Source organism: Paenibacillus sp. F411 (assembly GCF_017582705.1).
Taxonomy (GTDB): Bacteria; Bacillota; Bacilli; order Paenibacillales; family Paenibacillaceae; genus Paenibacillus_AQ; species Paenibacillus_AQ algicola.
Genome location: NZ_JAGFIP010000001.1, coordinates 447471 through 470712 on the forward strand (window position 1 = coordinate 447471; position 23242 = coordinate 470712).

The following is a 23242-nucleotide window of genomic DNA, read 5'->3' on the forward strand; positions in this document are numbered from 1 at the left end:
TATTTTTACCAGGCAGGAGGATTATGATGGCACCAAAGTTGTTTACTGTAGGCAAAATTGTAAATACCCACGGCATCAAGGGTGAGCTGAAGGTGGTTTCTCACAGTGATTTTGCAGAGCAGCGGTTTGCCAAGAACAGCCAGCTATATATCGTATCTCCCCGGGGCGGTGCTCCGCTACCGGTCACCGTGGATACCTCACGGGTGCATAAGAATATGTACATGGTGAAATTTAAGGAAATTGATGGGATTAATGAAGCGGAGAAATACAAAGAGAGCCTGCTGAAAATTGACGAAGCCCTGCAGGAAGAGCTGCCGGACAACGAATATTATTTCCACGAGATTATTGGCTGCAAGGTCATTACAGATGAAGATCCCCCTCAGGAGCTGGGCGTAATTACGGAAATTCTTACCCCGGGGGCCAATGATGTGTGGGTGGTGAAGACCCCGAACGGGAAGGAGCTTCTGCTTCCATCTATTCCTGATGTCGTGCTGGAGGTAGACAAGACCAGCAAGCAGGTACGGGTGCACCTGATGGAAGGGCTGTTATAGGATGAAGGTAGATGTACTGACATTGTTCCCGGAGATGTTTACCGGAGTATTCGGGACAAGCATCCTGGGAAAAGCGGTCGAAAAGGGAATCGTATCTCTCCAGGCTATTAATTTCCGCGACTATGCCGGCAATAAGCACGGCCAGGTGGATGACACGCCTTACGGCGGCGGCGGGGGGATGGTGCTGAAGCCAGACGCAATTTTCGCAGCGGTAGAGGCTTTGCAGCAGTCTTCTTCCCCGGCGCGGATTATTCTGCTCTGTCCTCAAGGGCAGCCCTTTACGCAGTCTAAGGCAGAGGAGCTGTCCAAGGAGGATCATTTGGTGTTTATATGCGGACACTATGAAGGCTATGATGAGCGCATTCGTAAGCATCTGGTGACTGACGAGCTGTCCATTGGGGATTACGTGCTTACCGGGGGAGAGCTGCCGGCGATGGTGATGATTGATTCAGTCGTCCGTCTGCTTCCCGGCGTGCTGGGCAATGAATCCTCGGCGATCACAGACTCCTTCAGTACAGGGCTGCTGGAGTATCCGCATTATACGCGTCCCGCAGAGTTCCGGGGCTGGAAGGTGCCGGATGTGCTGCTTAGCGGCCATCACGCTCATATTGAGACCTGGCGCAGGGAGCAGGCATTGAGACGCACCTGGGAGCGTCGTCCGGAGCTTTTGGAGAAGCTGGAGCTGTCCCCAAAGGATTTGAAGTTTCTGGATGCCTTGAAGGCGGAAGAGCAGAATCAGCGGAATGAATAGAAAAGGGCCGGGTTCCGGGCTGCTGGAGAAGTATCATTGTTTTAGCAAAATATGATTCAGCTTCCTCGTATGGTGCAAGTAATCAGCAGGTGGGTAATATACTTTTGCAGATGCTTCACCACACTAGGAGGAAAATAAGATGAACGAGAATCAATCCATGAACGAAGCCTATACATCCGCGAAGCCGAAGGAAGACACGTCTTTTCAGTCGGTAGATGATATTTTAGCCTATTATGGCGATCTTCACGGAAGAGACTATAGCGTGCCTGATAAAAGCTCCCGCTAGGGATCATTCACGATCAACGCGTCAGAGTCCGTATTGAAGATGGACGGATATTACAAATGAACAGTGCCGTAAGAGATGCTCTCGTCTCTTTGGCACTTTTTATATGTTTTAATACATTAATAGTTGATTTCGCAATATAGATGTGGTAAAATTCTTTTGTTGTGAATACGGTGGTCCGCTGCAAATGATGATGGAAGACAAACGGTTTTCCGGAAGAGGCAAGAACGCCTGTGTGAGAGGAGGGAGTCCTAGATGAATATCGTTCAAGCGATTACTCAAGAGCAACTTCGCAGTGATATTCCGAGCTTTCGTCCTGGCGACACTTTAAAAGTGCACGTTAAGGTTATCGAGGGATCTCGGGAGCGTATCCAGCTGTTCGAAGGTGTTGTGATTAAGCGTCGCGGTGGCGGAATCAGTGAGACTTTTACAGTACGTAAAGTGTCTTACGGTGTAGGTGTGGAAAGAACTTTCCCCATCAACTCGCCTAAAATCGAGAAAATCGAAGTGGCTCGCCGTGGTAAAGTGCGTCGTGCGAAGCTTTATTATCTTCGTGAACTGCGCGGTAAAGCAGCGAGAATTAAAGAAATTCGTCGTTAATCATCAGACGATCAGAAAAGGGCTTGTTATACAAGCCCTTTTTGTATATTTCAGATACATAGGTGTCCGTGAAACATCATGGCAGGAGGACGGTGAATTATGCAGGAATCCAATCAGGATGCTGTCAGCTCCCATCAAGCTGGCAAGCCGAAGGCCAAGAATGAGCTGCTGGAATGGATCAAGGCCCTTCTCATTGCGTTGATTCTGGTGGTTCTCATTCGCTGGCTGCTTTTTAAACCCTTTGTGGTGCAGGGGCCGTCCATGGAGCCCACCTTTGTCTCCAATCAAAAGCTGATAGTCAACGAGATTTTGTACGATATACGCAAGCCGGAGCGTGGTGAGGTCATTGTCTTTCATGTTCCATCCGAGGGCAGAGACTTTATCAAGCGAGTGATTGCGGTGGCGGGAGATACGGTGAAGGTGGAAGGCGACCAAGTGCTTGTAAACGGAAAGCCTGTGGAGGAAAGCTACATCCAGGAAGCGGTCGATGCAGCAAATGCTGAAGGACGGCTGTACAATCCAGTGACGAATTTCCCGAATGAATATGTTTCTGAAGATACAGTGCCGGAAGGGCACGTTTTTGTTCTTGGCGATAACCGCTCGAACAGCACGGACAGCCGTATGATCGGCTTTGTACCGCTGGGGGATATCGTCGGACGAGCTGATGTTATTTTCTGGCCGCTGAAGGACATCGGATTTATTAGCCAATAGAGGGGTATAGTACTCCTAAAGCAGCAGGATTGTGAGGTGGTCACAGCATGGCGATTCAATGGTTTCCGGGACATATGACCAAGGCACGGCGCCAAATCGAGGAGAAGCTCAAGCTGATTGATTGTGTTGTTGAATTGATCGACGCTAGATTGCCCTTGTCCAGTCGAAACCCGATGATCGATGATATTTTACAAGGAAAGCCGCGGCTGATTCTAATGAATAAAGCCGATCTGGCGGATCCGGAAGTGACCCGGCAGTGGATTCAGTATTTCAAGGAAGCCGGAACTCCGGCATTCCCGATTGATGCAGCTACCGGAACCGGGGTCAAGGACATCCCGGGTCAGGTGAAGCTTCTCTTGAAAGAGAAGATTGACCGGCAGATTGCCAAGGGTATGAATCCCCGGGCCATGCGGGTGCTTATTGTAGGCATTCCGAACGTAGGCAAGTCTACACTGATTAATCGTCTTGCAGGGCGCAGTATCGCCTTGACGGGTGACCGTCCAGGTGTGACAAAAGGACAGCAATGGATCAAGGTGACCGGCGGAGAAATGGAGCTGCTGGATACCCCGGGTATTCTGTGGCCCAAGTTTGAGGATCAGAACGTTGGATATCGGCTGGCCGTGACCGGAGCGATTAAGGAAGAAATATTAAATGTGGAAGATATCGCGTTTTTTGCGGTGAAATACTTCTCCAGATATTACTGGGAACCGATGAGTGAACGTTTTGATCTGAAGCGCCGTCCGGAGGATTTCGAGGATGGCGATCAAATCGTGACCGTAATGGAAGATATCGGACGCAAACGGGGCTGCATTGTCAGCGGCGGCCGAGTGGATCTGGAGAAAGCCTCCAGCCTCTTTTTGAGAGAGCTGCGGGCAGGCAAGATGGGACGCTTCTCGATGGAAGCCCCTTATTAATAGAATGCTGAAATATGGCCGCTGCCTTGCTTCGCGAGGTGGCGGCTGTTTTGTTGTGCACCCTTATGCTCTCGTCTCATTGTCAGAAGGTAGTAGAACCTTTCCGTTAAAATAGATGCAAACCTGTGTTAAGCTAGTAAGTAGCCCGCATGAAGGCGCTAGATTAGAAAAGCTTGAGAGAGTAGGCGTTCAAGAATGAAAAAAAGAGCGGAAAACAGCAAAGGTGAAGCAGTTGATCTGCTGGCCTATGAAAAAGAATACGGAGATCGTTATGTACATATAGCAGGCATTGATGAGGTAGGGCGCGGCTGCTTATTCGGAGACGTCGTTGCGGCGGCGGTGATTCTTCCACAAGGACTGCTCATGGAAGGGATCAACGATTCGAAGAAGCTGACTGCCAAAAAAAGAGAGGTGCTTTACGAGCAAATTATGGAGGAGGCTCTGGCAGTCGGTGTGGGACGCGTGGATGCGGCGAGGATTGATGAGATCAATATCAAGCAGGCGGCAAGAGAAGCGATGAAGCTGGCTCTGGATGCACTGCAGGTGCAGCCTCAATTTCTGCTCGTAGATGCAGAGCATGTTGACAGCCGTATCCCGCAGCTGGCGATCGTCAAAGGCGACGCCCGCAGCCAGTCTATAGCGGCAGCTTCCATTGTAGCGAAGGTAATCCGGGACCGGCTCTGTGAGCAGGAATGGGAGCAGGCTTATCCGGAATATGGCATTGCTGTTCACAAAGGCTATGCCACGAAGCAGCACCGGGAGCAAATCTTGCTGCACGGACCGACGGCAATGCATCGGCGAAGCTTTTTGAAAAACATAGAAGCGGAGCAGCTGGCCTTATTCTGAAGACGGCAGCAGCCCTTTCCAAAAGGGAGGCTGCTGCCGATATATAGGTAAACGAAATGTTTGGAGGTTTGGGGCGTGAACATCGGATCTTTAATTCGCGGACTGCTCGGAGAGCAAAAGCCGGGAGATGCCAAAGCCTTGGAGATGAAGCCCGGCCAGGTTGTCAGAGGCTTGATTGTTCATGTTTCAGAGGATAGCCAGGAAGCGGTCGTGCAAATTCAAGGGGTGCATGTCAAAGCCCGTCTGGAGGCTAATTTGCGTCCGGGAGAATCAGCGATGCTGCAGGTACAGCAGCCAGGCGCAGACGGTGCCATTGTGCTGAAGCCGTTTACAGGTCAAGGAGCAGCCCTGACCACAGCCTCCATAGCAGATTTACTGCGGCAGGCGGGTCTGCCGGATACGCCAGAGGTGCGTGAAATTCTGCGCAGCATTCAGCATGCGGGAGTAACCTTGAATAAGGAGAATGTTACGGTACTGAAGGAAGCCTTGGCGCTCAAGCCGATACAGCTTCCGGCCGCAGAATGGGCTGAGTCGGCTGCGATCGCTCTACAGCGCGGCTTACCCGTAACCCGTGAAAGTGTAACAAGCCTGCATCAGGCTGTGTTCGGCCCTCCGCTGCACCAGCTGCTTCAGGACGTGGAGCAGCAGCTGAGGACGGCTGTAAATCAGCTTCAGCAGCAGGCAGGGGCGGCTGGTGGCAGTGCGAAGACAGGAGCGGTGGCTGGCGGTAGTGCGCTGACGGGACAGGTGGCTGGCGGTAGTGCGACGGCGGGAGCGATGGCTGGGGGGAATGCGCTGACGGGAGCGGTGGCTGGCGGGAATGCGCCAGCGGGAGCGGTGACTGGCGGCAGTGCGCCAGCGGGAGCGGTGGCTGGTGGGAATGCGGCAGCGGCCCTGCTGGCAAAGCTGCAGGGCCTGCTTCAGGAGCTGCGCAGCGAGCATGCGCAGCAGGGACCTACGGCCGGCGGCACTGCCGCGCCGGGCCCAGCGCCCTCCACCCTCACGGCAGAGCCGTGGGTGGGGCGGCTCTTAAAGCTGCTCGGTGCAGAGCACGAGCAGCAAGTGCTGCGCGGCGGCAGCGCGCCCGCGCAAGCGGCGCCAAGCGCCGCAGCGGGCGCCGCGCCAAGCGCCGCCGCGAGTGCCGCGCCAAGCGCCGCAACAGGCGCTGCGCTCAGTCCGCCGCTCATGCCTCCCGTCCTCACCGGAGCCGGTACACAGCCTGGAAGCGAAATCCAGGAGACGGTAAAGGGGCTGCTGCTGCAGCTCTCGGCAGCGGATTTGCCGCCGGCATTCAAGGAGGCAGCACAGCAGTTATTGCAGCATTTGACCGGCCAGCAGCTATTGCTGAATACAGATCGCACGGCGCCTTTTGCCCAGATCACAATGTTCATTCCTCTTCATGGTCCGGACGGTGAGCAGACTGCAGCCGTCCATGTGCAGTCGAGGCGGGGCCGCAAGGGTGAGCTGGATCATCATAACTGCCGGCTATGGTTTGATCTGAACATGAACACACTGGGACACACTGTGATTGACGTGCAGGTCGTAGACAATATCGTGAGCATCCAGATGAAAAATAATGAGCCTTGGGCGGAGGAGCTGTTCCAATCCGGGCGTCAGGAGCTGGCACAGTCGGTTGAAGACATCGGATATCAGCTGCTGAGCATGAAAACGACTCCATTTCCGGAAATTACTCCGGCTTCAGACAAATCTCAGAGCCGTGTTGCAGATGAATATACACCGGATATTTACAAAGGAGTGGATCTGAAAATATGAAGGACCTCTCCTCAGAAGCTCCCGCATCGCTCAAAAAAGCCGTAGCTTTAAAATACAGTCCAGGTGACAGTGAAGCGCCAGTCGTCACTGCCAAAGGACAGGGAAAGCTGGCCGATACAATTCTTGAACGGGCCAGAGAGCATGGCGTCCCGGTGCAGGAGGACGCAGCCTTGGTAGAGGTACTCTCCAAGCTGGATCTGGATCAGCAAATTCCTCCAGAGCTGTACCAGCTGGTTGCCGAGGTGCTGACCTATGTGTACCGGGCGGAGACTAAAGCCAGGGAGGGGCGAATCCATGAATCCTAATGGAGAGCCTGTCAAAGCCACCAGGCAGCAAAAAGGAGCAGCCGCAGAGCAGGCCGCAGCATGGTATTTACACACACTCGGCTATACAATCCGCGAGCGAAACTGGCGCTGCCGTTATGGGGAACTGGATCTTATCGTATCCTCCCCGAAAGGAGATACCCTGGTGTTTGTGGAGGTTCGAAGCCGCAGCAGCAAAGGGATCTTCGGCACCCCAGCAGAATCTGTCAATATTCGAAAAATGCAGCAGGTTCGCGCCATTGCCGGCTATTACCTGCACTATAAAGGCGTCAATCCGTCACAGACACGCTTTGATGTTATTGCTGTATCGCTTCTGCCTGATTTGAGCACAGAGTCGCTGGAGCATATCCAGGATGCTTTTTAATTCCAGTCTGTCGTCAGATGTAGGATAGATTTTTTTTTTCATCCTTCGTATAAAAATGGTTTACAAAAACCTTTTCCAGGATTTAGAATAGACCTTAAGCAAGCAACAATCTGAGGGCCATGTTTACCATAGCACATCAGGTGCCTGGTACAACCCCGTCTCTTTCACAGAGGCGGGGTTGTTTTAATTTCTCTTCCTGAAGCCCCAAGGAGGAGTGAATCCAAGAACGTGAGCCGAATTCGCTTGCTTAGAGTAAGCAGTCAGTAAGTAGCCTGACATGAAAGGAGGCGCCGGACCACAATCATCACAGACACGGCTTCCATTTTGCGCAAACGTTTGAACTAATGGAGATTCCTCAACGAGAAAAGGAGAGTGACCATTGACGACATCATCAGTCATTGAGAGGCTGGACGGCTTTAAGGCGAAGCTTTTGAACAATGAAAGGCGTATTTTTGTGTATTTGCCGCCAGGCTATCATTATGATCGAAGCAGACGCTATCCGGTGCTGTATATGCATGCTGGTCAGCGAGCGTTCGAGCCCGCTTCACCTGGCACCGAGGCATGGTATATTCATGCGGCGGCGGACCGGCTCATGGAGCAAGGGTATATAGACGGCTTGATTATTGTTGGTATTGCTCACCTGCGCCCGCTCACGCATAACGAGTTCTATCACTATAAAGCGCCGGAGAGCGAAGCAGGGCATATAGGGTGCTCCGGACTTCAATATGAGGATTTTATTATTAACGATCTCAAGCCTTATATTGACAGCCATTATCGAACGTTAAGGGATTCATCTAACACAGGGTTAATTGGAGCTTCGGCGGGAGGGCTATCGACTTATCATATCGGCATGCGGCGGCCGGACGTGTTCGGCAAGCTGATCATGATGTCCCCGTATTTTGTCAAACCGACCCTGCATACAGATCCGGAACCATTTCTTGAGGAGGAGGTACTGGTTCTCGAAAAAGACAGCAAGCCGGACGTCTCCATGTGGATGGATATCGGGGATGCAGAGGGTCTGTTTCTTCCCTCTCAGGTGCGCAGCATTGTGACCCGTTGTATGGAGCGTGGCAGCCGGTACATGGAGGATATTGCTTATCTGGAAGAGCCGGAAGCCGCCCATCAGGAGAAAGATTGGGGAGATCGGGTACATATTCCGCTCCTTTACATGTTCGGCAGAATAGGTAATCCGTCAAGTCTACTGCTGCATGGTCGGGACCAGATCGGTTTGGACGGGACAGGCTCGGTGATGAACGGCGTGCTTCGTTACGACAGCGGCTTTGCCGTCAGCGTCCTGGACGGGCAATATACCTCATCAGATCCCCAAGTGCTGCAGGTCGGATCTTATGGTGAGCTGAAGCCACAGAAACCGGGGACATCTGAGATCACGCTGAGTACTCGGGGACTGACCGCCACAAAAATGATCACCGTCATCCCTCAGCTTCCAAACTTTGTCACCATCCATATCAGCGCCCAGGCGCCTGTTGAAGCGCAGCCTGCGGCGAGCATTTACGGCGGGATGGGAATGAAGCTGGATTATACCGGTGAAGGCCGATATGAGGGGAGCTTCAAGGTTCCACGGAATGCAGGCTTCCATTTTCGGTTTACACGAGGCTTCCGTCGCTTTGAAACGGGGAAGCAGGGACAAGTCATGACCAATCGAAGACTTCGCGCGGATCAGGATCTGAAGCTGCATTATACAATTTCGGGATGGGACAGCTCCATGAATAGAGCATCCAACGAAAAGGGGGCAGAGCATGAACCGTCAAATACCATCTTTTAATCCGGTCATGGAGATCCCTTATTACTATCCTTGCCATTTTCCACTGATTCATGAGGTACTGCAGCGACAGGGATGTCACAGCAGCCTCAGTCTGCTGGCAAATTCGCGGCTGTACGGCCTGCCCTCCTGCTCTAGTGAGGGTCTGGTCAAAACCTATCATCACAAGCTGAATTATGGTGAGCCGGTATGGAGGATGAAATCGCGCAGAGAGCTGCCCGGTTTTCAAGAGGGCCTTGGCGAGATTAAGCGCTGTATCGACCGCGGGGAGCTGTTTCTGGCGACTGGCAGCAGCTATTATCTGCCTTACTGCGACGATTATATGAATCCCAATTACATTGAAAAGCTGGTCCAGCCGCAGTCCCGGCTGTATCTGGTCGATCATTGGCTGGCTGTTTACGGAATCAAAGAAGACGAGCTGCTCGTATATGATCCTGTCCCGGCAAAATATCAGGGCAGTATTTCTATGGAGAACTTTCAGGCGTTCTGGAGAGGCAACAAATGCATCCCTGAGCTTGCAGCTGCCAAAAAGAAAGAAGAGCTCTACACCTATTCCACCCTGGATATTGAAGCGGATGAAGGGCTGCATGCCCAAGGATATCTGGACATTTTACTGCAAACCGCTGCAACCACTGTGCAGGAATTTATGGCCGGCCGCGAGGTCCATCAGGGGGGGCGCACGTATTTCTTTGGCCAGCGTGTCACCCGCGAGCTGCTGAATCAGCTGCACAGCTTAAGCGAGAATGATGAGAATGGGTTGAGGCTTGCAGCGGCATTTACCTTTGATATGAGATGGAGCCGGTATTTTTTTCGCGATTTAATGCTGGAGACTGCTTCTGTTGCAGGGTCGCCTTTTACAGAACTGACCTCACGGTATGAACATCTGCTTTCCAGCTGGGAGCAGGCACACAAGCTGCTGCAGCTCAAGCACAGTCTGCGCCGTCCCGGATGGCTGCAGCCCGCGCGGCAGACCATCCAGCAGCTGGCGGAGGATGAGCTGCGCTGGTTTGAGGAAATGGGAAGTGTTTTGAAGCACCGAGGTCATTTTCAGCAATGGAGTACGGATGCAGAGGCGAAAGATTTGGACAAGCCGGCGTTAACCCGAATTATTCTGGACAGCTGTGCAGAAATGAACCGCTATCAGAATACAGGCATCCCCGTAGAGTGCGGGCTTCAAACACCGCTCTATGGCCGGGATGGCAAGCTGGATTCCTTAGGCCTGGTTACCTTGCTAGTGGCTGTGGAGCAAAGTATTGAAGAAGAATTTGAGGTCAGTCTGTCGTTATCGGAGCTGGCCGCTGCTTCGCAGAATGAGAATCCATTTCAATCCGTGGCCTCCTTGGCAGGCTATGTCAGCCGGCAGCTGTCTTTGCAGAGGGAGGAAAGCCATCATGGAGTGTGAGGAGCTGCTGCAGCGGTTCGCCCGCTGGAAGGAACGACCGGCTTTAGTTTGCAATGATGAAATATACACGTACGGCTGGCTGCTTCAGAACATACATTTCATCGGCCAGCAGGTTCAAATGAAGGGGATGGCAGGCTCCATAGTAACGCTGGAAGAGCCATATTCCCCCGAGGCTGTCGCCGCTCTCCTTGCACTCTGGAAGATGAACTGCATTACTGCGGTAATGGATGCACAGCTCCCGGAAGCCAAGCGGATCGAATATGCGGTTCTAACACAGGCTGCATTTCGCTGCAGCGCCGGGCGGGAAGGGCTTCTTGCCCTGGAGGCTCCGGGATTCACGGTGACCCATCCGCTGCTCCTTCAGCTGCAAAGAGAAGAAAGCGGGGGCTTGATTATTTTTTCATCCGGCTCTTCCGGCGCGAGCAAAGCTGCAGTGCACCGGACATCGGCCCTGTTATCCAAGTATGAGCGGGAGGGAAGAGCACTCAAAACGATTCCCTTCATGCTTTTGGATCATATCGGCGGGATGAATACGATGCTCCGAACGCTAAGCAGCGGTGGCACCTTGTATATTTTGAAGGACCGCTCTCCATCAGAAGTGTGCCGAACCATTGAACAGCACCGCATTCAGGCGCTGCCGGTCTCTCCCACCTTCATGAATCTCCTTCTCATGAGTAAAACGTACGAGGCGTATGATCTGTCGAGTCTAGAGGTGGTATCCTACGGATCCGAGGTGATGCCGCCCTCAACACTAAAAGCCTGGCATCAGGCCTTTCCCGGGGTCAAGACGAATCAGGCCTATGGCATGTCTGAGCTGGGAGTACTGCCGACTCGCTCTGCCGGCTCAAAAGGATTAGCTTTTTCCATACAAAGCGAGCAGGTGAAGTACCGGATTGTGGATGGATTATTGGAAGTCAAATCCCCCTGGACCATGATGGGATATTTAAATGCACCGGATCCCTTTACGACTGACGGCTGGTTGAAGACGGGGGATGAAGCTTTAGAGGAAGAGGGGTTTATCCGAATTCTGGGCCGGCGTTCAGAAATGATCAATGTCGGGGGCGAAAAGGTGTACCCGGCGGAGGTGGAGGATGTGCTTCAGCAGCTTCCCTTTGTAGAAGCTGCCGTAGTCAGCGGAGAGGCCAGTGGAATTACGGGACAGCTGATCAAGGCCACGCTCTCGCTCCGGGAAGAGATGAAGCTTGCCGAGCTGCGCCAGCGGGTATGGGAGCATTGCAGAGATCGGCTTCCTGCTTACAAAATACCGCAAAAAATTGTGATCGCCGAGCATTCACTGACCGGAAGCCGGATGAAGAAGCTCCGTAACCTATAATCCTTAATCCATGTAACAAATACAACAAATACAACAAATCAATGCCAATTTAGAAAGGTGGATCATGAAAAGATGAAAATTACAGCGGATCGATTTACAAGAGAGCTGGAGCAGCTTCACAGAGACGGATATGTTTTGTTTGAAGGGGTATTAAACGCTGAAGAAACCGCTCAGATCAAGCAAGGGATTATGGCTGCTTTTGAGGGCAAGGATGAACGTGTTATGCTGCAGGGTCCGATGTTTGAGCACGGGGAAGTGTTTGAGGAGCTTGTGGATCATCCCGTCATCAGTGAATTTATTGAAGAGGTGTTGGGTCAAGACTGCCAGCTTAGCAGCATGAACGGGATGAGAACCCAGCATCATAATGCGGTGAGCAAGTGGCATGTGGACGAAGCGTTATTTTTCCCGCTCCCTGAAGGTGTGGAGCTGGATGCACGGATTCAATTACCGGTATATCTCATGAATGCCCTCTATTATTTGGAGGATGTGACTGAGGAGCTTGGACCGACCCAGGTTGTGCCGGGTTCTCACCGGGCCGGCAAGGATCTGGGATTTACCGAGCATATTGAGAGCTATAACGGTCAGGGACCGGTATCCATTCTGGCTAAAGCAGGAGACTGCCTGGTGTTTAACAGCCAGATATGGCATCGCGGTGCTCCTCACATGAGCCATTCGCCCAGGTATGTTCAGCAGGTGATATATCGCAAAAAATTTATCGTCCCCCATTTGAGTCACGACAACAATGTGTTTTATAAAGCGCCGGAAGATGTCATTGCGCGCGCCAATCCCCGCCGCAGACGATTACTTGGCCATAATTCACAAATTTTCTAAACCTGATATCGAGCCCTATATAATTAGCGCCGGCCAGCCGTCATTGTGACGCCGCCGGCGCTTTTACATGCTTTAGACCTCCTCCTGGTTGACGGGTGACAGATCCAGCTGGCGATACTGTACAGCCTCTGCCACATGTGTAAAGCGAATGATGTCAGAATGCTCTAAATCGGCAATCGTTCTTGATATTTTTAGGATACGATCATAGGCTCTCATACTCAGGCCCAGCGCTTCCAGTGTGGTATCCAGCAGATCGGAAGCCTCTCGCTCCAGCTTGGCGAAGGTACGCAGTGCGCTGCCCTGCAGCTCACTGTTCCATGAAAAGCGGGTGTGGCGGTATCTGCTCAGCTGAATATCCCGGGCGGACAGGACAAGCTGCTTCATATCCGCAGAGGATAAGGCTTGGCTTTCACTTGGGCGCTCTTTAGGTCTTGGTACGTCCACTTGAAGATCGATGCGGTCCAGCAGCGGTCCGGATATTTTGGCACGGTAGGCTGAAACTTTAGGCAGACTGCAGGTACACCGATGAAGGCCTGTCGGCTCAGCTCCGAAGTAGCCGCACGGACACCCGTGTGGATTGGTGCTTTGGAATTTTTAAATAAATACCGAACAATTATTTCTGCCTTTGGTCTTCCACCAATTGGAGATGGAATGGTTTCAATAATAATTTCATCAACGAGTGCTTTAACAACCTGACGCCGGGTTTCGAATGATGGATCGTTTTCAATTTTCATTCTGAGGGTCCTGAGCAAATTTTCGGCAGAGCTGAATTCAACACTCGCATCATTCTCGGAATTAATTAATAGATCGATCTCTCGTAGTCGTTGTTCAAGTAAAGCGGTCTCGGTCATTATTTCTTGTAGCTGTTTTTCAACGTCCAAAGCTGTTATCATTTTCTGGCGATATAGGGTTAGGATACCTTGACGATCGTTTTGCTTATCAGCGATGCCTTTCTGTACAATTTCTTTTTCCGTAAGGTATTCTCCGATTTTTGACTTTCTTACCTGCATGCCGGCACCTAAAAGATCAAGGGCTTCTTCTGGATTCTTAATAAATTGAATACACTCATCCCATACCTGTTTTTCTATCCAATCAGCGGGAATGTTCTTGGATCGACACTTACCTTGAGCAGGCCCTCGGTAAGCAGTCTTACCCCCACAAATATAATAAGCCTGAGGTTTACGCCCCCGTCCAGCAAATGCAGCACCATGATATGTCAATCCACAGGATCCACATTTGATAATGCTTCGTAATAGATTGTTTCGGTTTTGATTTTTGAAAGCTTCTATTTGATTATCGCTCAGGGATTGTTGTGTCTTTTCCCATAGTTCAGTTGAGACAATCGATGGGACTTCTCTTTCTATGAGCTCCCGATCCTTCTTAGATCGTTTACCGTATACGTGAAGCCCTTTATATGTCGTGTTCACGATCATATTTCTGATTCGCCCTGGGGTCCAAACCCCAGCCGTGTTTTCTTTCCTTTTTCCCCTTTTCAACTTCCGACCATCTTTGACATAAGAAGGCGGAATCTTTAATGAATTAAAATAGTCTGCTACCTGTACAGTTGACCATTTTTCATTTCCAACAAGGTGATACATCAGCCGAATAACTCCGGCTTCAGATAAATCTTTTTTGCCTGGTAGCATATCCTCGTTCACTTGAAGAAATTTATCTACAACCACATATCCATATGGTACGATCCCCCCCAGCCATTGACCTTGGCGAGCAACTCGATTCGCACCATGCCAGAGGGTTTCGAGGAGGGTATCTCGATCAAACTCAGCTTGACCAGCCAGGACAGTAATGACGAATCTACCCATTGGCGTACTGGTATCAAAAGGTTCGGTCATGGATTTGATAGTAACTCCGTATTCTTCGAGCTCATAGATGGCATCAAGTGTCACTCGAGCCTTCCTACCAAGACGTTTCATATTATATATAAGGACGCTTTTGAACTTACCAGCCATAGCATCCTCTAAAAGTCGTTTGCCTTCCGGCCGTTCATTAAGAGGGACGGTTCCTGAGACTCCATCATCTTTATACCAATCAACAATATTTAAACCATGAAGCTCACAATATTTGATTGCAAATTCAATCTGGCTCTGGATGGTTTCACGTTCTTGTTGATCGTCACTGGAGACCCGAGGGTATATGGCAACATCTTTGATTTCATTATCTGAGGCAAAATTTATCATAGGAAAATCCTCCTTATTTGCAATATGCTCCGTTAAATTCCATAACAGTTTTGAGTTCTTTCATCTGAATCACAAAGCTTTGTGAAGCATAATTGTATCTGTTTGTGAGATGACGAAGTTTTAAGCTGATTTTGCCATCTTTGTAATCTAGGTCATCGCTTAATACAGGTAGGCAAGCAGCAAAAACATGTAGTTCACTCTCATCAATATGAGCAAGGGAATCGTCTAAAGAAAACTGAAGCACATCACATGTATGTAAAGTTTGTTCATCAATATGCAGTATCAACTGTGATGGGCACTCCAGATTGCCCGCTGGATCGTAATATGCATAGATTTGTGTTTCTGTCGGGACGTTAACCGGCTCATCACCTGCAATAGGTAACCTAGACAACATCAGGGTGCTTTGGAGCTCTCTTCTTTGAATTTGAAGGAGTCGCTGCTTAGCAAGTTTTGGAGGTACACTAAACAATTTCGCTAGATAATATGTTGCGCCCTTTTGGTTTTCGGGGATGTCAAGTTGAGAAATCATAAAGAAAGGCATTGACGCGTATAACAGGAAGGCTTTTGCATCAGCTTCCTGGCCATCTCTAAAGAGTTTGTTCATTCTTCGTTGATCTCCGGCATGTCTAAGCACATGGCAGAGTTCATGGAAGTATACCATCCGTGCAATAGGATGGGGGTCCCTCTTGTTTAAGAAGATAACTCTCTCTTCATTATCAGAAAATGGCAGGCATTGATCATAACGTAGATCAACAAGAAATACCTCACTGATCCGATCTAAATCCATATCCTCTGGTTGAAGGATACGACTTGCACGGTAACGATTAGATACCCACTGCTCCAGTGTAGTTTCGTAATAGTTAGGAAAAATCATGTATACACCTCGAAAAGGGAATGTATGTTCGTTTATTGATGTAAAAGAAAAGCCCGATAGGGCTGTTAAGCAGAAAGTTACTTATAATCCTTATATATTCCCATAGGCTGGAGTGCTTGTTATTTCTTCGAGTCTTTCTTTGCTTGTTCAGCTGCCCGGCGTTTCATATCGCGATATCTCTCAAGGGCTGCCTCCATTTCCTCTATTTCATCCTGTGTGTATTGTTCTGGTCCACCGTAAAATGACATATTCGTCTGGTAACCCTTAGGGTAGTCTGTTCTACCAAGTAAATAATCGGTAGTGACATCAAAGAAATCAGCAAATGCATTCATTTCAACATCCTCAACAGGACGTTTGCCTGCTTCGATACGCGAAAGAACACTATTATTAATCCCAATTTTATTTGCCAGATCAAGTTGAGTGAGACCTTCGCGTTCTCTTAATTTTTTAATACGGTCTCCAGCAACGGACAAGTATGCCACTCTCCTCATTGTTTTCTAATATGGCAATGATATTCTAACATTTTTCTAAAACAGAAAAAACTATTTTGCTAAAACAACAAAAAAGTGATTGACTTTGCTAAAACAGCAATGTATATTAAAGCAAGAAGGTTTGCTGAAACAGCAAATTAGCGAGGAGGTGTAAAGTGGGTAAAAAGTCAGAGCAATTCACCAGTGAAGTAAATCTGGAGTTTGTAAAGCAGCGGAGACTTGAGCTGGGATTATCATTACAGGACTTGGCTGAATCGTTAGGTTTTAAGAATGCATCAACATATATGAAGTATGAGGAGGGGAGTTACTCTTTCAAAGCGAACCAGTTGCCTGCACTTGCAAATAAATTAGAATGTAGAATTGAAAATTTTTTTGGTCTCGGATTTGCTAAAATAGCAAAATAGAGAAGTGGTGTGAAAAGTGGAATAACATCCAGGACATATAAGAAGTACGTGGAACGCCTGATTCTTAAGAAGTCAATCTTGAGCCGAGCTGAAGTTGCTATGTCCTTTTGGAATTTGAATTAGGAGGAGAAGAACATGGGTAATCCATCGGGAATAACTTATCGAGCTGAATATGAGCCAGACATGGAGAGGATGGTCGAAGCCCTAAGAATCGTACACGAGGCTCCTCATCCAGAGAAAAAGGAAGATGTTGAGCTCGAGGAAGGAGCCTAGGATGCGATTTAGATGGGTACGTCAAACATCTCGATCCGCCTGTGTATCAGCCATTGTTACCAGAAGGTTGCTAAAAAACATCGATACTGAGATCGCATTGAACATGTCGCTCCCACATTATTCTATAAATCACGAAAGTATATCAAAGCTTGAGCGGAAACGGGTGCTGAAGGAAGCGCATGAAAACTTGAAGAGGATAGAAGAAAGCCGCTGGAGCGGTACCAGCTGCCAGCGGCGAAGGGGATGACGAGAGGGGAAAGTCTTACTAACAACTTCATATTACAGCATTTCCTTGTCCGTCATCATCCCAATAATCGGACAAAGGAGAAGATCGAGATATGGCAATCGGACAATTCGGATCAGCACTCGATGAAGTATTAAAACGCAAAGGAGACACAAGAGGGAATGCCGGGACTGCAGCACATGTAGATGCCTCACTCATTGGAAAAGTCATAAAGGGCACAAGGAAGCCATCCAAAGAAGTTATGGCATCTACCACCCAGTATTACGATGACGGTCAGTTATACATTGCGGCAGCCGGAGAAGTGACCGGTGGCGCCTTTGCACCTTGGCTCAACAATGTGGATTTACATAGGGCGAGTGTATTAATCAAGAGCGTGGAAGAGATCAAAGAAGTGCTTACTGCATCCGGACAAGCTCCTATTAGCAAGACAAATGAGCAGATCGATGAGTCGGAACGCCAGCAGATTAAGCGGCTGCTTATGGAAACGGTCGAGGCGATCACCGCGCTGACCCATCTAGCGGCGGTGCTGTGTAAAGAATATTCCTTTTCATGGCTCGCTACTTGGAAAGAGCACCGCTCAGTCATGAAATCGAAAAAGTATATGAAATGAGGTTTCTGTATGTTGAGAAGTGATTTGGTAAGACAAGCTTTGCAGGCGGGAAGAAATGCTGAACATAACCTGCATATCATTGTTCGTAATCCGGATAAAATGATACATCCTAACAAGTTGATTGATGGAATTACCTATCTAAACACCATGATCCGATTCGCAGAAAATGAAGTGGAAATGAAAAAAGACCGCCGGCCAGGGCAGTCCCGTTTGAGAACACGTCTTAAGAGTCTCTTGTCATCTATTTTAATTGTTGAACGTCAGAAGCGCAAGGGTTTGGAGCTATGAATACCCCAGTTTCCCGATCACCTGCAGATGTATATATTGCTACCACACAAGCACTCAGGGCCAGTACAGTCTCCATTTCGCAACTAATTATGCAGGATCCAGATAACATCCAGCGTTTAAATGAGCTCAAAAGTCAACGCGAGGAAGCCTATCTTAACTGGGCAAATGCAGCGTATTTATTAAAAACCTTGCCTGCACCTGAAATGGCGGTAGTCCTGAACCGGATCGAGCAAGAACTGAATATATAAGACAGAGCTTCGGCTTTGTCTCCCGACATCGGACAGTATCATAACCTTACTCCTGTCTGGTGTCGGGAGATGCGGCTGACGCATCCAAGATGGTGCTTATCTGGACCAGCTTGATAACTACATACGAAGGGAGGAAGAAGCATGCAAGTAATTCAAAAGCTGACCGTTGTCAGTAATCCGACGAGATTTTTTGAAGTCGGCACTGAGGTCAATAACCGGGAGATTATTGAGATCAAGCAAGTGGGTGATGACAACATTTCAGAATTCTGGGTGATCGATGAGAACGAACAGATTATTGCCAGTATTGAAAATTGCCCAGTCATCGTAGAGTGGCAAAACATTGCTGAACATGATCAAAAAGAAAATGACCCGCGGGTACGGGTCTCGTCTGGTGCCAAAATTTAATTTTGATGCCCCCACTATAACAGATGGGGGCAAATCAAACAAGAGGGAGTGACCGACTTGGGGGCACATTCAGCCTACACAGTGGATTTGAGCCAGCAGAACACCGAATCAAAGGTATTGCCTGCAACTCCATATAACCCGGCTGCGCTCGAAATCAGCGGCAGCTTCGGCAGCGTACAGATCGTTGCTTCAGACGACCAGCTCATTGAAATTGAATCTGCGATTCGCCAGCACTTTAAGAAGGCTCATCAATCGGGTGTGATTGATTCATCGGTCTGTGATGTTCAACTTCAATATTCCATTAAAGAGGAGGGAATCGCTTGAAAAGAATTACATTGGAGGACCTGAAGCTCCGCAATTTTAAAGGATTTCGAGAGTTTGTCCTTGCTGCCAATGGCGGGGACGTGGACGCTTTTGGTGATAACGCAACAGGGAAGACGACATTATTTGACGCTTTTATCTGGCTTCTCTTCGGAAAGGATAGCAGCAATCGTTCAGAGTTTGAAATCAAGGAGCTGGATCAGGCGGGGAAAGTTGTACAGCACGGTCTGGAACATGAGGTGGAGGCCGTCCTTATGGTGGACCGCCGCCGCCGGACATTCCGGAAGGTGTTCACGGAAAAATGGACTCGGAAACGCGGAGCGGCAACTTCCGAGTTCAACGGGCATACGACGAATTACTTTGTTGATGGGGTCCCAGTCAAACAAAACCAGTACAAAACTGAGGTTGATGCCCTGATCAGTGAGGACATCTTCAAACTACTGACAAGCCCATCCTATTTTAACGAAGTATTAAAACCAGACGCGAGAAGAAAGGTGCTGCTAGAAGTCTGCGGTAATCTGACGGATAACGAGATCATCAGCAGCAACGAGCAACTGGCACCACTTACGGAAATCTTGGGCGAACGTAGTATCGACAGCCACAAAAAAGTCATTGCAAGCCGTCGATCGGAAATTAACAAGGAACTGGAGAAGATCCCGACCCGGATTGACGAGGTCCGCCGTAGTATGCCGGACGTATCCGACTTGGATGAAGAACTGCTGCAGGAGGACATCGACACCTTGCACCGCAGGATCGACGCCAAAACGGCAGAACTGCAGCACACTCATTCCGGCGGGGAACTGGCTGCAAAGGAGCTGCGCCTACGTGAAATCAATACTGAGCGGATAGAAATCAAGCATTCCATTCAGGCAGACAGCGTGAGGGCATCGAATGAACAGAGCAAGCTGCTACTAAACCTCAAGGGAGAAGCGTCCGATTTGAAGGCGCGCATTTCAGCAGGTCAGCGAGAGGTTGAGCAATACCAACGACAAATCTCTAGAGCGGAGGGCCAAGCGAACCGGCTCAGAGAAGAATGGCATGCTACGAATGCATTGGAGTTTCTGATTCACGAGCATCCCCATGATGAAAGTTGTCCGACATGCGGACAAGCCCTTCCCGCAGACCAGGTGCAGGCTGCCCAAGACAAGGCACTTGCCGATTTTAATCTTTCCAAGTCCCAGCGGCTGGAACGTATTAGTTCTGATGGCAAGGCAGCTGCTGAAGAAGTCAGGAAACTGAAGCACTCGATGTTCGATTTGGAAGAAAGCCTAGTAGAGCTTGAAAAACAACTGTCTTTAAAGCAAGTGGAAGTATCGACAGCAGAAGTGAGATTGTCTGATTTGCAGGCAGCTGTAGCTGATCCTGCAGAGAATTCCGAATATCAAGCTAAGCAAAAAGAAGCAGAACTGATCGGGAATGAGATTGAACAGCTTCGTATCTCAACTTCAGATGCGGCCGCTAAGGTGCAAGCGGAAATTCGAATGCTTCGTGACCAGGTTAGCGAGCTGGAGGCGGACAAGGTCAAGATTATGAATGCGGCCGCTACTAATAAACGGATCGCAGAACTCGCTGAACAAGAGCGGAGACTCGCTGCTGAATACGAACAACTGGAGCACGAGCTGTTTTTGACGGAAGAGTTTACTCGGACAAAGGTCTCCTTGCTGGAATCAAAAATTAACAGCCAATTCAAATATGCACGATTTCGTCTTTTCGAGGAACAGCTCAATGGCGGCTTGAATGATGTCTGCAAGACGCTTTATAACGGCGTTCCTTACGACGGAGGTTTGAATAATGCAGCAAGGATCAATGTAGGGCTGGACATCATTAATACGCTCAGCGAGCACTATGGCTTCTCGGCTCCCATCTTCATTGATAATGCTGAATCGGTAACGCAGCTGATTCAGACGGATGCCCAAATTATTCGCCTGGTTGTGTCCGAAGAAGACAAGCAGCTGCGCGTTGTAATTCATAACAAGATGAAGGAGGCGATCTAATTTGAGCGATCAAAATCAGCAGGCAGTGACGAAGAAAGAGCCGACTCAATCAGAACGCTTCATGACGAAGGTAATTGCAGAGTTTGGATCCAGCGTAGGGGAAGTTGCTCTTACAAATTTTCAGAAACGGCTTGCACAAAACTATTTCATTGCACTGGATAGCGTACTGAAGACGACGGAGGAAAAGCGACTAAAGAAATCCGAAAAGTACCGCGATTCCTTGCCGGTAACCTGGACTAACGTGAACATGGACAAATTGTCCCGAGACGTTGTGGCTTACGCAAGAATCGGATTTGATCCAGCTCAGCCAAACCATATCAGCCTGATTCCATTTAAAAACAACAATACTGGCAAGTACGACATTGGATTTATCGAAGGGTACCGGGGGCTTGAATTAAAGTCCGTCAAATACGGTTTGGATGTTCCGGACCATGTAACGGTTGAACTGGTATACTCCAACGATTATTTCGTGCCCATCAAAAAGGATGCAAATCATCCCCATGAGAGCTACGAATTTGAGATCAAGAACCCCTTTGACCGAGGGAAGATCCTTGGAGGTTTCTACTTTCACTCCTTCACAAAAACACCTGAAAAGAACAAGTTAGTCATGATGACACTCAAAGAAATTGAGAAGCGAAAACCTGATCATGCGAGCCCTGAATTTTGGGGTGGCGAAAAGGATAAATGGGAAAACGGGAAAAAGGTTGGCAAGGAAACGATAGAGGGTTGGTACGACAAGATGTGCTGGAAGACGGTATACCGGGCCGCACATAGTGATATCACAATTGACAGCCAGAAGATTGATGATGATTATCTTCGTCTCAAACAGATGGAAAGCGACTTTGCTGAAGCCGAAGTTGAGCAGGAAATCAGCGTCAAGGCCAATAAAAAAGTTATTGATATCACACCGCCTACTTCAGCAGGGACGGGAGATGACGAGTCTCCTCCTCACCAGGAGAATGAAGAACCACAAGAAATGAGCTTCGAGGACTTCAGTGGTGATGTACCTCCTGGGGAGAAGGCTGATTCCAGCCCTGATTCCTGGTGATCGTTATTCAATGTTTGGGCTCCAGCAGCGCGGGAAATGCCTACCGGATAACGGACGGGCACACGGCTCTCCTGCTGGAAGCCGGCTTTCCTTACAAAGCCCTGCAGCGGGCGCTGAGCTTTCGTATGACGGATATTGCCGGCTGCCTTATCACTCACGAGCACCTGGACCACAGCAAGGCTGCTGGTGATGTTATGAAGGCAGGGATCAATGTTTATACCAGCCAGGGAACAGCAGATGCCAGAGGGTTGGCAGGACATCGTTTGAAGATCATCAAGGCAATGGAGTCGTTTCAAATTGGCACTTGGTCGATCCTACCCTTTGACATACAACACGACGTTGAGGAGCCATTAGGGTTTCTTCTGGCTAATTCGGCCGGGGACAAGCTTGTCTTTCTAACTGATACCTATTACTGCCGTCATCGCTTCCGGGATCTAACCCACATCATGGTGGAATGCAATTATTCGATGGATATTATTAAAGAACGAGTGTCATCCGGCAGCCTGCATCCGGCACAAGTGAAGCGGTTGCTGAAGTCTCACTTTGGTTTGGAGCATGTAAAGGATTTCTTGAAAGCCAATGATACCCGAAAAGTCCAAGAAATCTGGCTGCTGCACTTATCGGACGGTAACAGCGATGAGGAGCGGTTCAAACGTGAGATTCAAGAGACGACAGGTAAGTTGGTCCAGGTGGCCGGGCGATGATCGACGGCAAACCTTTAATGCGAAGCATGATGGGCAATCGGATATGGCAATTGATGTCCTCGGATCCGGATGAATTCAAGCGAGAGACCCGGGCCTACTTCGCCCGGGGATATCCTGGATGGACGGTAACAAGAGTCAAATACCCGATAGTCTTTCTTCGGGACGACAGGGGGCACAAAACATGAACGAACCCATACAGCTGGATCTTTTTGAAGATCATCAGCAGCCGGAAGATTCCATTTTAAACGGTATGTATTATGAACGAACTTCAGGGAAGTTTGTCTCCTACGTTCTCGGTCGGCGTCATTTTGAGGTAACGCCTTGCCGGTGCCTTGGGGACAAGGAATGGAAAGAACGAATGATGAGGGAGCGTGCAATATGAGCCAAATGACAGAAGAAGAGGTTACGCAACGATCTAAGGTGATCGTCGATTTTCTTACAGATCTTAATGCACAAGCCACGGAGGCCGGTATCGACCAGAGTGCTCATTTTTATACTACGGTAGCCTACACACTTGGCTCTTTGATCGGTCTTGATTTTAAGCCAGTGGGATACGGCCCGATGTTCGCTACAATTCTTGAATCCCTTACAGATGGGCTGCAAGTGGGAGCTCAGGCCAAGGGAGTAGAAGCAACGTTCATTAAAATTGTGCGTGATTGAAAGCAAGTAAGGGGATGAGAG

Annotated in this window: 29 protein-coding genes and 1 pseudogene; 26 read left to right on the top strand and 4 right to left on the bottom strand. The window is 49.3% G+C overall.

All coding sequences use genetic code 11. The annotated features are described in order from the left end of the window. Positions 1 to 26: 26 nt before the first annotated feature. From rimM to JJQ72_RS02050, 14 genes are all read left to right on the top strand, one after another. The gene (rimM, locus tag JJQ72_RS01985; RefSeq protein WP_138227788.1) at positions 27 to 551 is read left to right on the top strand and encodes a ribosome maturation factor RimM; all 525 of its coding nucleotides are present in this window, start codon (positions 27 to 29) and stop codon (positions 549 to 551) included. A 1-nt stretch (position 552) separates the two neighbouring features. Beyond that, entirely contained in the window at positions 553 to 1302 is a 750-nt protein-coding gene (gene trmD, locus JJQ72_RS01990; RefSeq protein WP_208202553.1) for a tRNA (guanosine(37)-N1)-methyltransferase TrmD, read from the top strand. A gap of 139 nt (positions 1303 to 1441) precedes the next feature. Beyond that, a complete protein-coding gene (locus tag JJQ72_RS01995; RefSeq protein ID WP_175415286.1) occupies positions 1442 to 1588 on the top strand; it encodes a hypothetical protein in 147 nt (48 codons plus the stop codon). Positions 1589 to 1840: 252 nt separating this feature from the next. Further along, complete coding sequence (gene rplS / locus JJQ72_RS02000) at positions 1841 to 2185, top strand: 50S ribosomal protein L19 (protein ID WP_138226150.1); 345 nt, start codon at positions 1841 to 1843, stop codon at positions 2183 to 2185. A gap of 96 nt (positions 2186 to 2281) precedes the next feature. Then, positions 2282 to 2896, top strand: coding sequence for a signal peptidase I (gene lepB, locus JJQ72_RS02005; protein WP_407669163.1), 615 nt, complete (start codon positions 2282 to 2284; stop codon positions 2894 to 2896). A 47-nt stretch (positions 2897 to 2943) separates the two neighbouring features. Next, complete coding sequence (gene ylqF, locus JJQ72_RS02010) at positions 2944 to 3810, top strand: ribosome biogenesis GTPase YlqF (RefSeq protein ID WP_208202554.1); 867 nt, start codon at positions 2944 to 2946, stop codon at positions 3808 to 3810. Positions 3811 to 4005: 195 nt separating this feature from the next. Further along, a complete protein-coding gene (locus tag JJQ72_RS02015) occupies positions 4006 to 4656 on the top strand; it encodes a ribonuclease HII (RefSeq protein WP_138226147.1) in 651 nt (216 codons plus the stop codon). 75 nt (positions 4657 to 4731) lie between these two features. Beyond that, the gene (locus JJQ72_RS02020; RefSeq protein ID WP_208202555.1) at positions 4732 to 6429 is read left to right on the top strand and encodes a M14 family metallopeptidase; all 1698 of its coding nucleotides are present in this window, start codon (positions 4732 to 4734) and stop codon (positions 6427 to 6429) included. Continuing rightward, a complete protein-coding gene (locus JJQ72_RS02025) occupies positions 6426 to 6734 on the top strand; it encodes an EscU/YscU/HrcU family type III secretion system export apparatus switch protein (protein ID WP_138226145.1) in 309 nt (102 codons plus the stop codon). The genes JJQ72_RS02020 and JJQ72_RS02025 overlap by 4 nt, the downstream gene beginning before the upstream one ends. After that, positions 6724 to 7116, top strand: a complete 393-nt coding sequence (locus tag JJQ72_RS02030; RefSeq protein WP_208202556.1) for a YraN family protein — start codon at positions 6724 to 6726, stop codon at positions 7114 to 7116. The genes JJQ72_RS02025 and JJQ72_RS02030 overlap by 11 nt, the downstream gene beginning before the upstream one ends. Positions 7117 to 7495: 379 nt before the next feature. Further along, complete coding sequence (locus JJQ72_RS02035) at positions 7496 to 8899, top strand: alpha/beta hydrolase-fold protein (protein ID WP_208202557.1); 1404 nt, start codon at positions 7496 to 7498, stop codon at positions 8897 to 8899. Continuing rightward, the gene (locus JJQ72_RS02040; RefSeq protein WP_208202558.1) at positions 8874 to 10298 is read left to right on the top strand and encodes an acyl carrier protein; all 1425 of its coding nucleotides are present in this window, start codon (positions 8874 to 8876) and stop codon (positions 10296 to 10298) included. Before JJQ72_RS02035 ends, JJQ72_RS02040 begins: the two co-directional genes overlap by 26 nt. Then, the gene (locus JJQ72_RS02045) at positions 10288 to 11631 is read left to right on the top strand and encodes an ANL family adenylate-forming protein (RefSeq protein WP_208202559.1); all 1344 of its coding nucleotides are present in this window, start codon (positions 10288 to 10290) and stop codon (positions 11629 to 11631) included. Before JJQ72_RS02040 ends, JJQ72_RS02045 begins: the two co-directional genes overlap by 11 nt. 72 nt (positions 11632 to 11703) lie before the next feature. Next, a complete protein-coding gene (locus JJQ72_RS02050) occupies positions 11704 to 12462 on the top strand; it encodes a phytanoyl-CoA dioxygenase family protein (protein WP_208202560.1) in 759 nt (252 codons plus the stop codon). A gap of 72 nt (positions 12463 to 12534) precedes the next feature. On the opposite strand, the gene JJQ72_RS20700 is transcribed toward JJQ72_RS02050, so the two are convergent. From JJQ72_RS20700 to JJQ72_RS02070, 4 genes and pseudogenes are all read right to left on the bottom strand, one after another. Beyond that, the gene (locus JJQ72_RS20700; protein ID WP_347880710.1) at positions 12535 to 12846 is read right to left on the bottom strand and encodes a magnesium chelatase subunit ChlI family protein; all 312 of its coding nucleotides are present in this window, start codon (positions 12844 to 12846) and stop codon (positions 12535 to 12537) included. 689 nt (positions 12847 to 13535) lie between these two features. Then, positions 13536 to 14657: pseudogene (locus JJQ72_RS02060) on the bottom strand (recombinase family protein); the annotation flags it as partial. Between the two features lie 13 nt (positions 14658 to 14670). Continuing rightward, positions 14671 to 15531 carry an ImmA/IrrE family metallo-endopeptidase gene (locus tag JJQ72_RS02065; protein WP_208202561.1) on the bottom strand — a complete coding sequence of 287 codons (861 nt, stop codon included), beginning with the start codon at positions 15529 to 15531 and terminating at the stop codon, positions 14671 to 14673. 119 nt (positions 15532 to 15650) lie between these two features. After that, positions 15651 to 16004, bottom strand: a complete 354-nt coding sequence (locus tag JJQ72_RS02070; protein WP_243895796.1) for a helix-turn-helix domain-containing protein — start codon at positions 16002 to 16004, stop codon at positions 15651 to 15653. A 173-nt stretch (positions 16005 to 16177) separates the two neighbouring features. Here JJQ72_RS02070 and JJQ72_RS02075 point away from each other — a divergent pair, with 173 nt between their 5' ends. The 12 genes from JJQ72_RS02075 to JJQ72_RS02130 all read left to right on the top strand — a co-directional run bounded on the left by JJQ72_RS02075 (position 16178) and on the right by JJQ72_RS02130 (position 23221). Then, a complete protein-coding gene (locus JJQ72_RS02075) occupies positions 16178 to 16426 on the top strand; it encodes a helix-turn-helix domain-containing protein (RefSeq protein ID WP_208202563.1) in 249 nt (82 codons plus the stop codon). Positions 16427 to 16561: 135 nt separating this feature from the next. Beyond that, positions 16562 to 16699: a hypothetical protein gene (locus JJQ72_RS02080; protein ID WP_208202564.1), complete on the top strand. Its 138-nt coding sequence runs from the start codon at positions 16562 to 16564 to the stop codon at positions 16697 to 16699. 338 nt (positions 16700 to 17037) lie between these two features. Further along, positions 17038 to 17553 (top strand): XRE family transcriptional regulator, encoded by a 516-nt coding sequence (locus JJQ72_RS02085; protein ID WP_208202565.1) that lies wholly within the window; start codon positions 17038 to 17040, stop codon positions 17551 to 17553. A 9-nt stretch (positions 17554 to 17562) separates the two neighbouring features. Then, positions 17563 to 17841 (top strand): hypothetical protein, encoded by a 279-nt coding sequence (locus JJQ72_RS02090; protein WP_208202566.1) that lies wholly within the window; start codon positions 17563 to 17565, stop codon positions 17839 to 17841. Continuing rightward, positions 17838 to 18089, top strand: coding sequence for a hypothetical protein (locus JJQ72_RS02095; RefSeq protein ID WP_208202567.1), 252 nt, complete (start codon positions 17838 to 17840; stop codon positions 18087 to 18089). Before JJQ72_RS02090 ends, JJQ72_RS02095 begins: the two co-directional genes overlap by 4 nt. Positions 18090 to 18230: 141 nt before the next feature. Continuing rightward, the gene (locus JJQ72_RS02100) at positions 18231 to 18494 is read left to right on the top strand and encodes a hypothetical protein (protein WP_208202568.1); all 264 of its coding nucleotides are present in this window, start codon (positions 18231 to 18233) and stop codon (positions 18492 to 18494) included. Between the two features lie 57 nt (positions 18495 to 18551). Beyond that, complete coding sequence (locus tag JJQ72_RS02105) at positions 18552 to 18818, top strand: hypothetical protein (protein ID WP_208202569.1); 267 nt, start codon at positions 18552 to 18554, stop codon at positions 18816 to 18818. Next, positions 18815 to 20809, top strand: coding sequence for an ATP-binding protein (locus JJQ72_RS02110; RefSeq protein ID WP_208202570.1), 1995 nt, complete (start codon positions 18815 to 18817; stop codon positions 20807 to 20809). Before JJQ72_RS02105 ends, JJQ72_RS02110 begins: the two co-directional genes overlap by 4 nt. 1 nt (position 20810) lies before the next feature. Then, positions 20811 to 21857, top strand: coding sequence for a recombinase RecT (locus JJQ72_RS02115; RefSeq protein ID WP_243895797.1), 1047 nt, complete (start codon positions 20811 to 20813; stop codon positions 21855 to 21857). Beyond that, positions 21854 to 22561, top strand: coding sequence for an MBL fold metallo-hydrolase (locus tag JJQ72_RS02120; protein WP_208202571.1), 708 nt, complete (start codon positions 21854 to 21856; stop codon positions 22559 to 22561). Before JJQ72_RS02115 ends, JJQ72_RS02120 begins: the two co-directional genes overlap by 4 nt. A gap of 181 nt (positions 22562 to 22742) precedes the next feature. Continuing rightward, complete coding sequence (locus JJQ72_RS02125) at positions 22743 to 22943, top strand: hypothetical protein (RefSeq protein WP_208202572.1); 201 nt, start codon at positions 22743 to 22745, stop codon at positions 22941 to 22943. After that, on the top strand, positions 22940 to 23221 hold the full coding sequence (locus tag JJQ72_RS02130; RefSeq protein ID WP_208202573.1) for a hypothetical protein: 282 nt from the start codon (positions 22940 to 22942) through the stop codon (positions 23219 to 23221). The genes JJQ72_RS02125 and JJQ72_RS02130 overlap by 4 nt, the downstream gene beginning before the upstream one ends. Positions 23222 to 23242 lie beyond the last annotated feature (21 nt).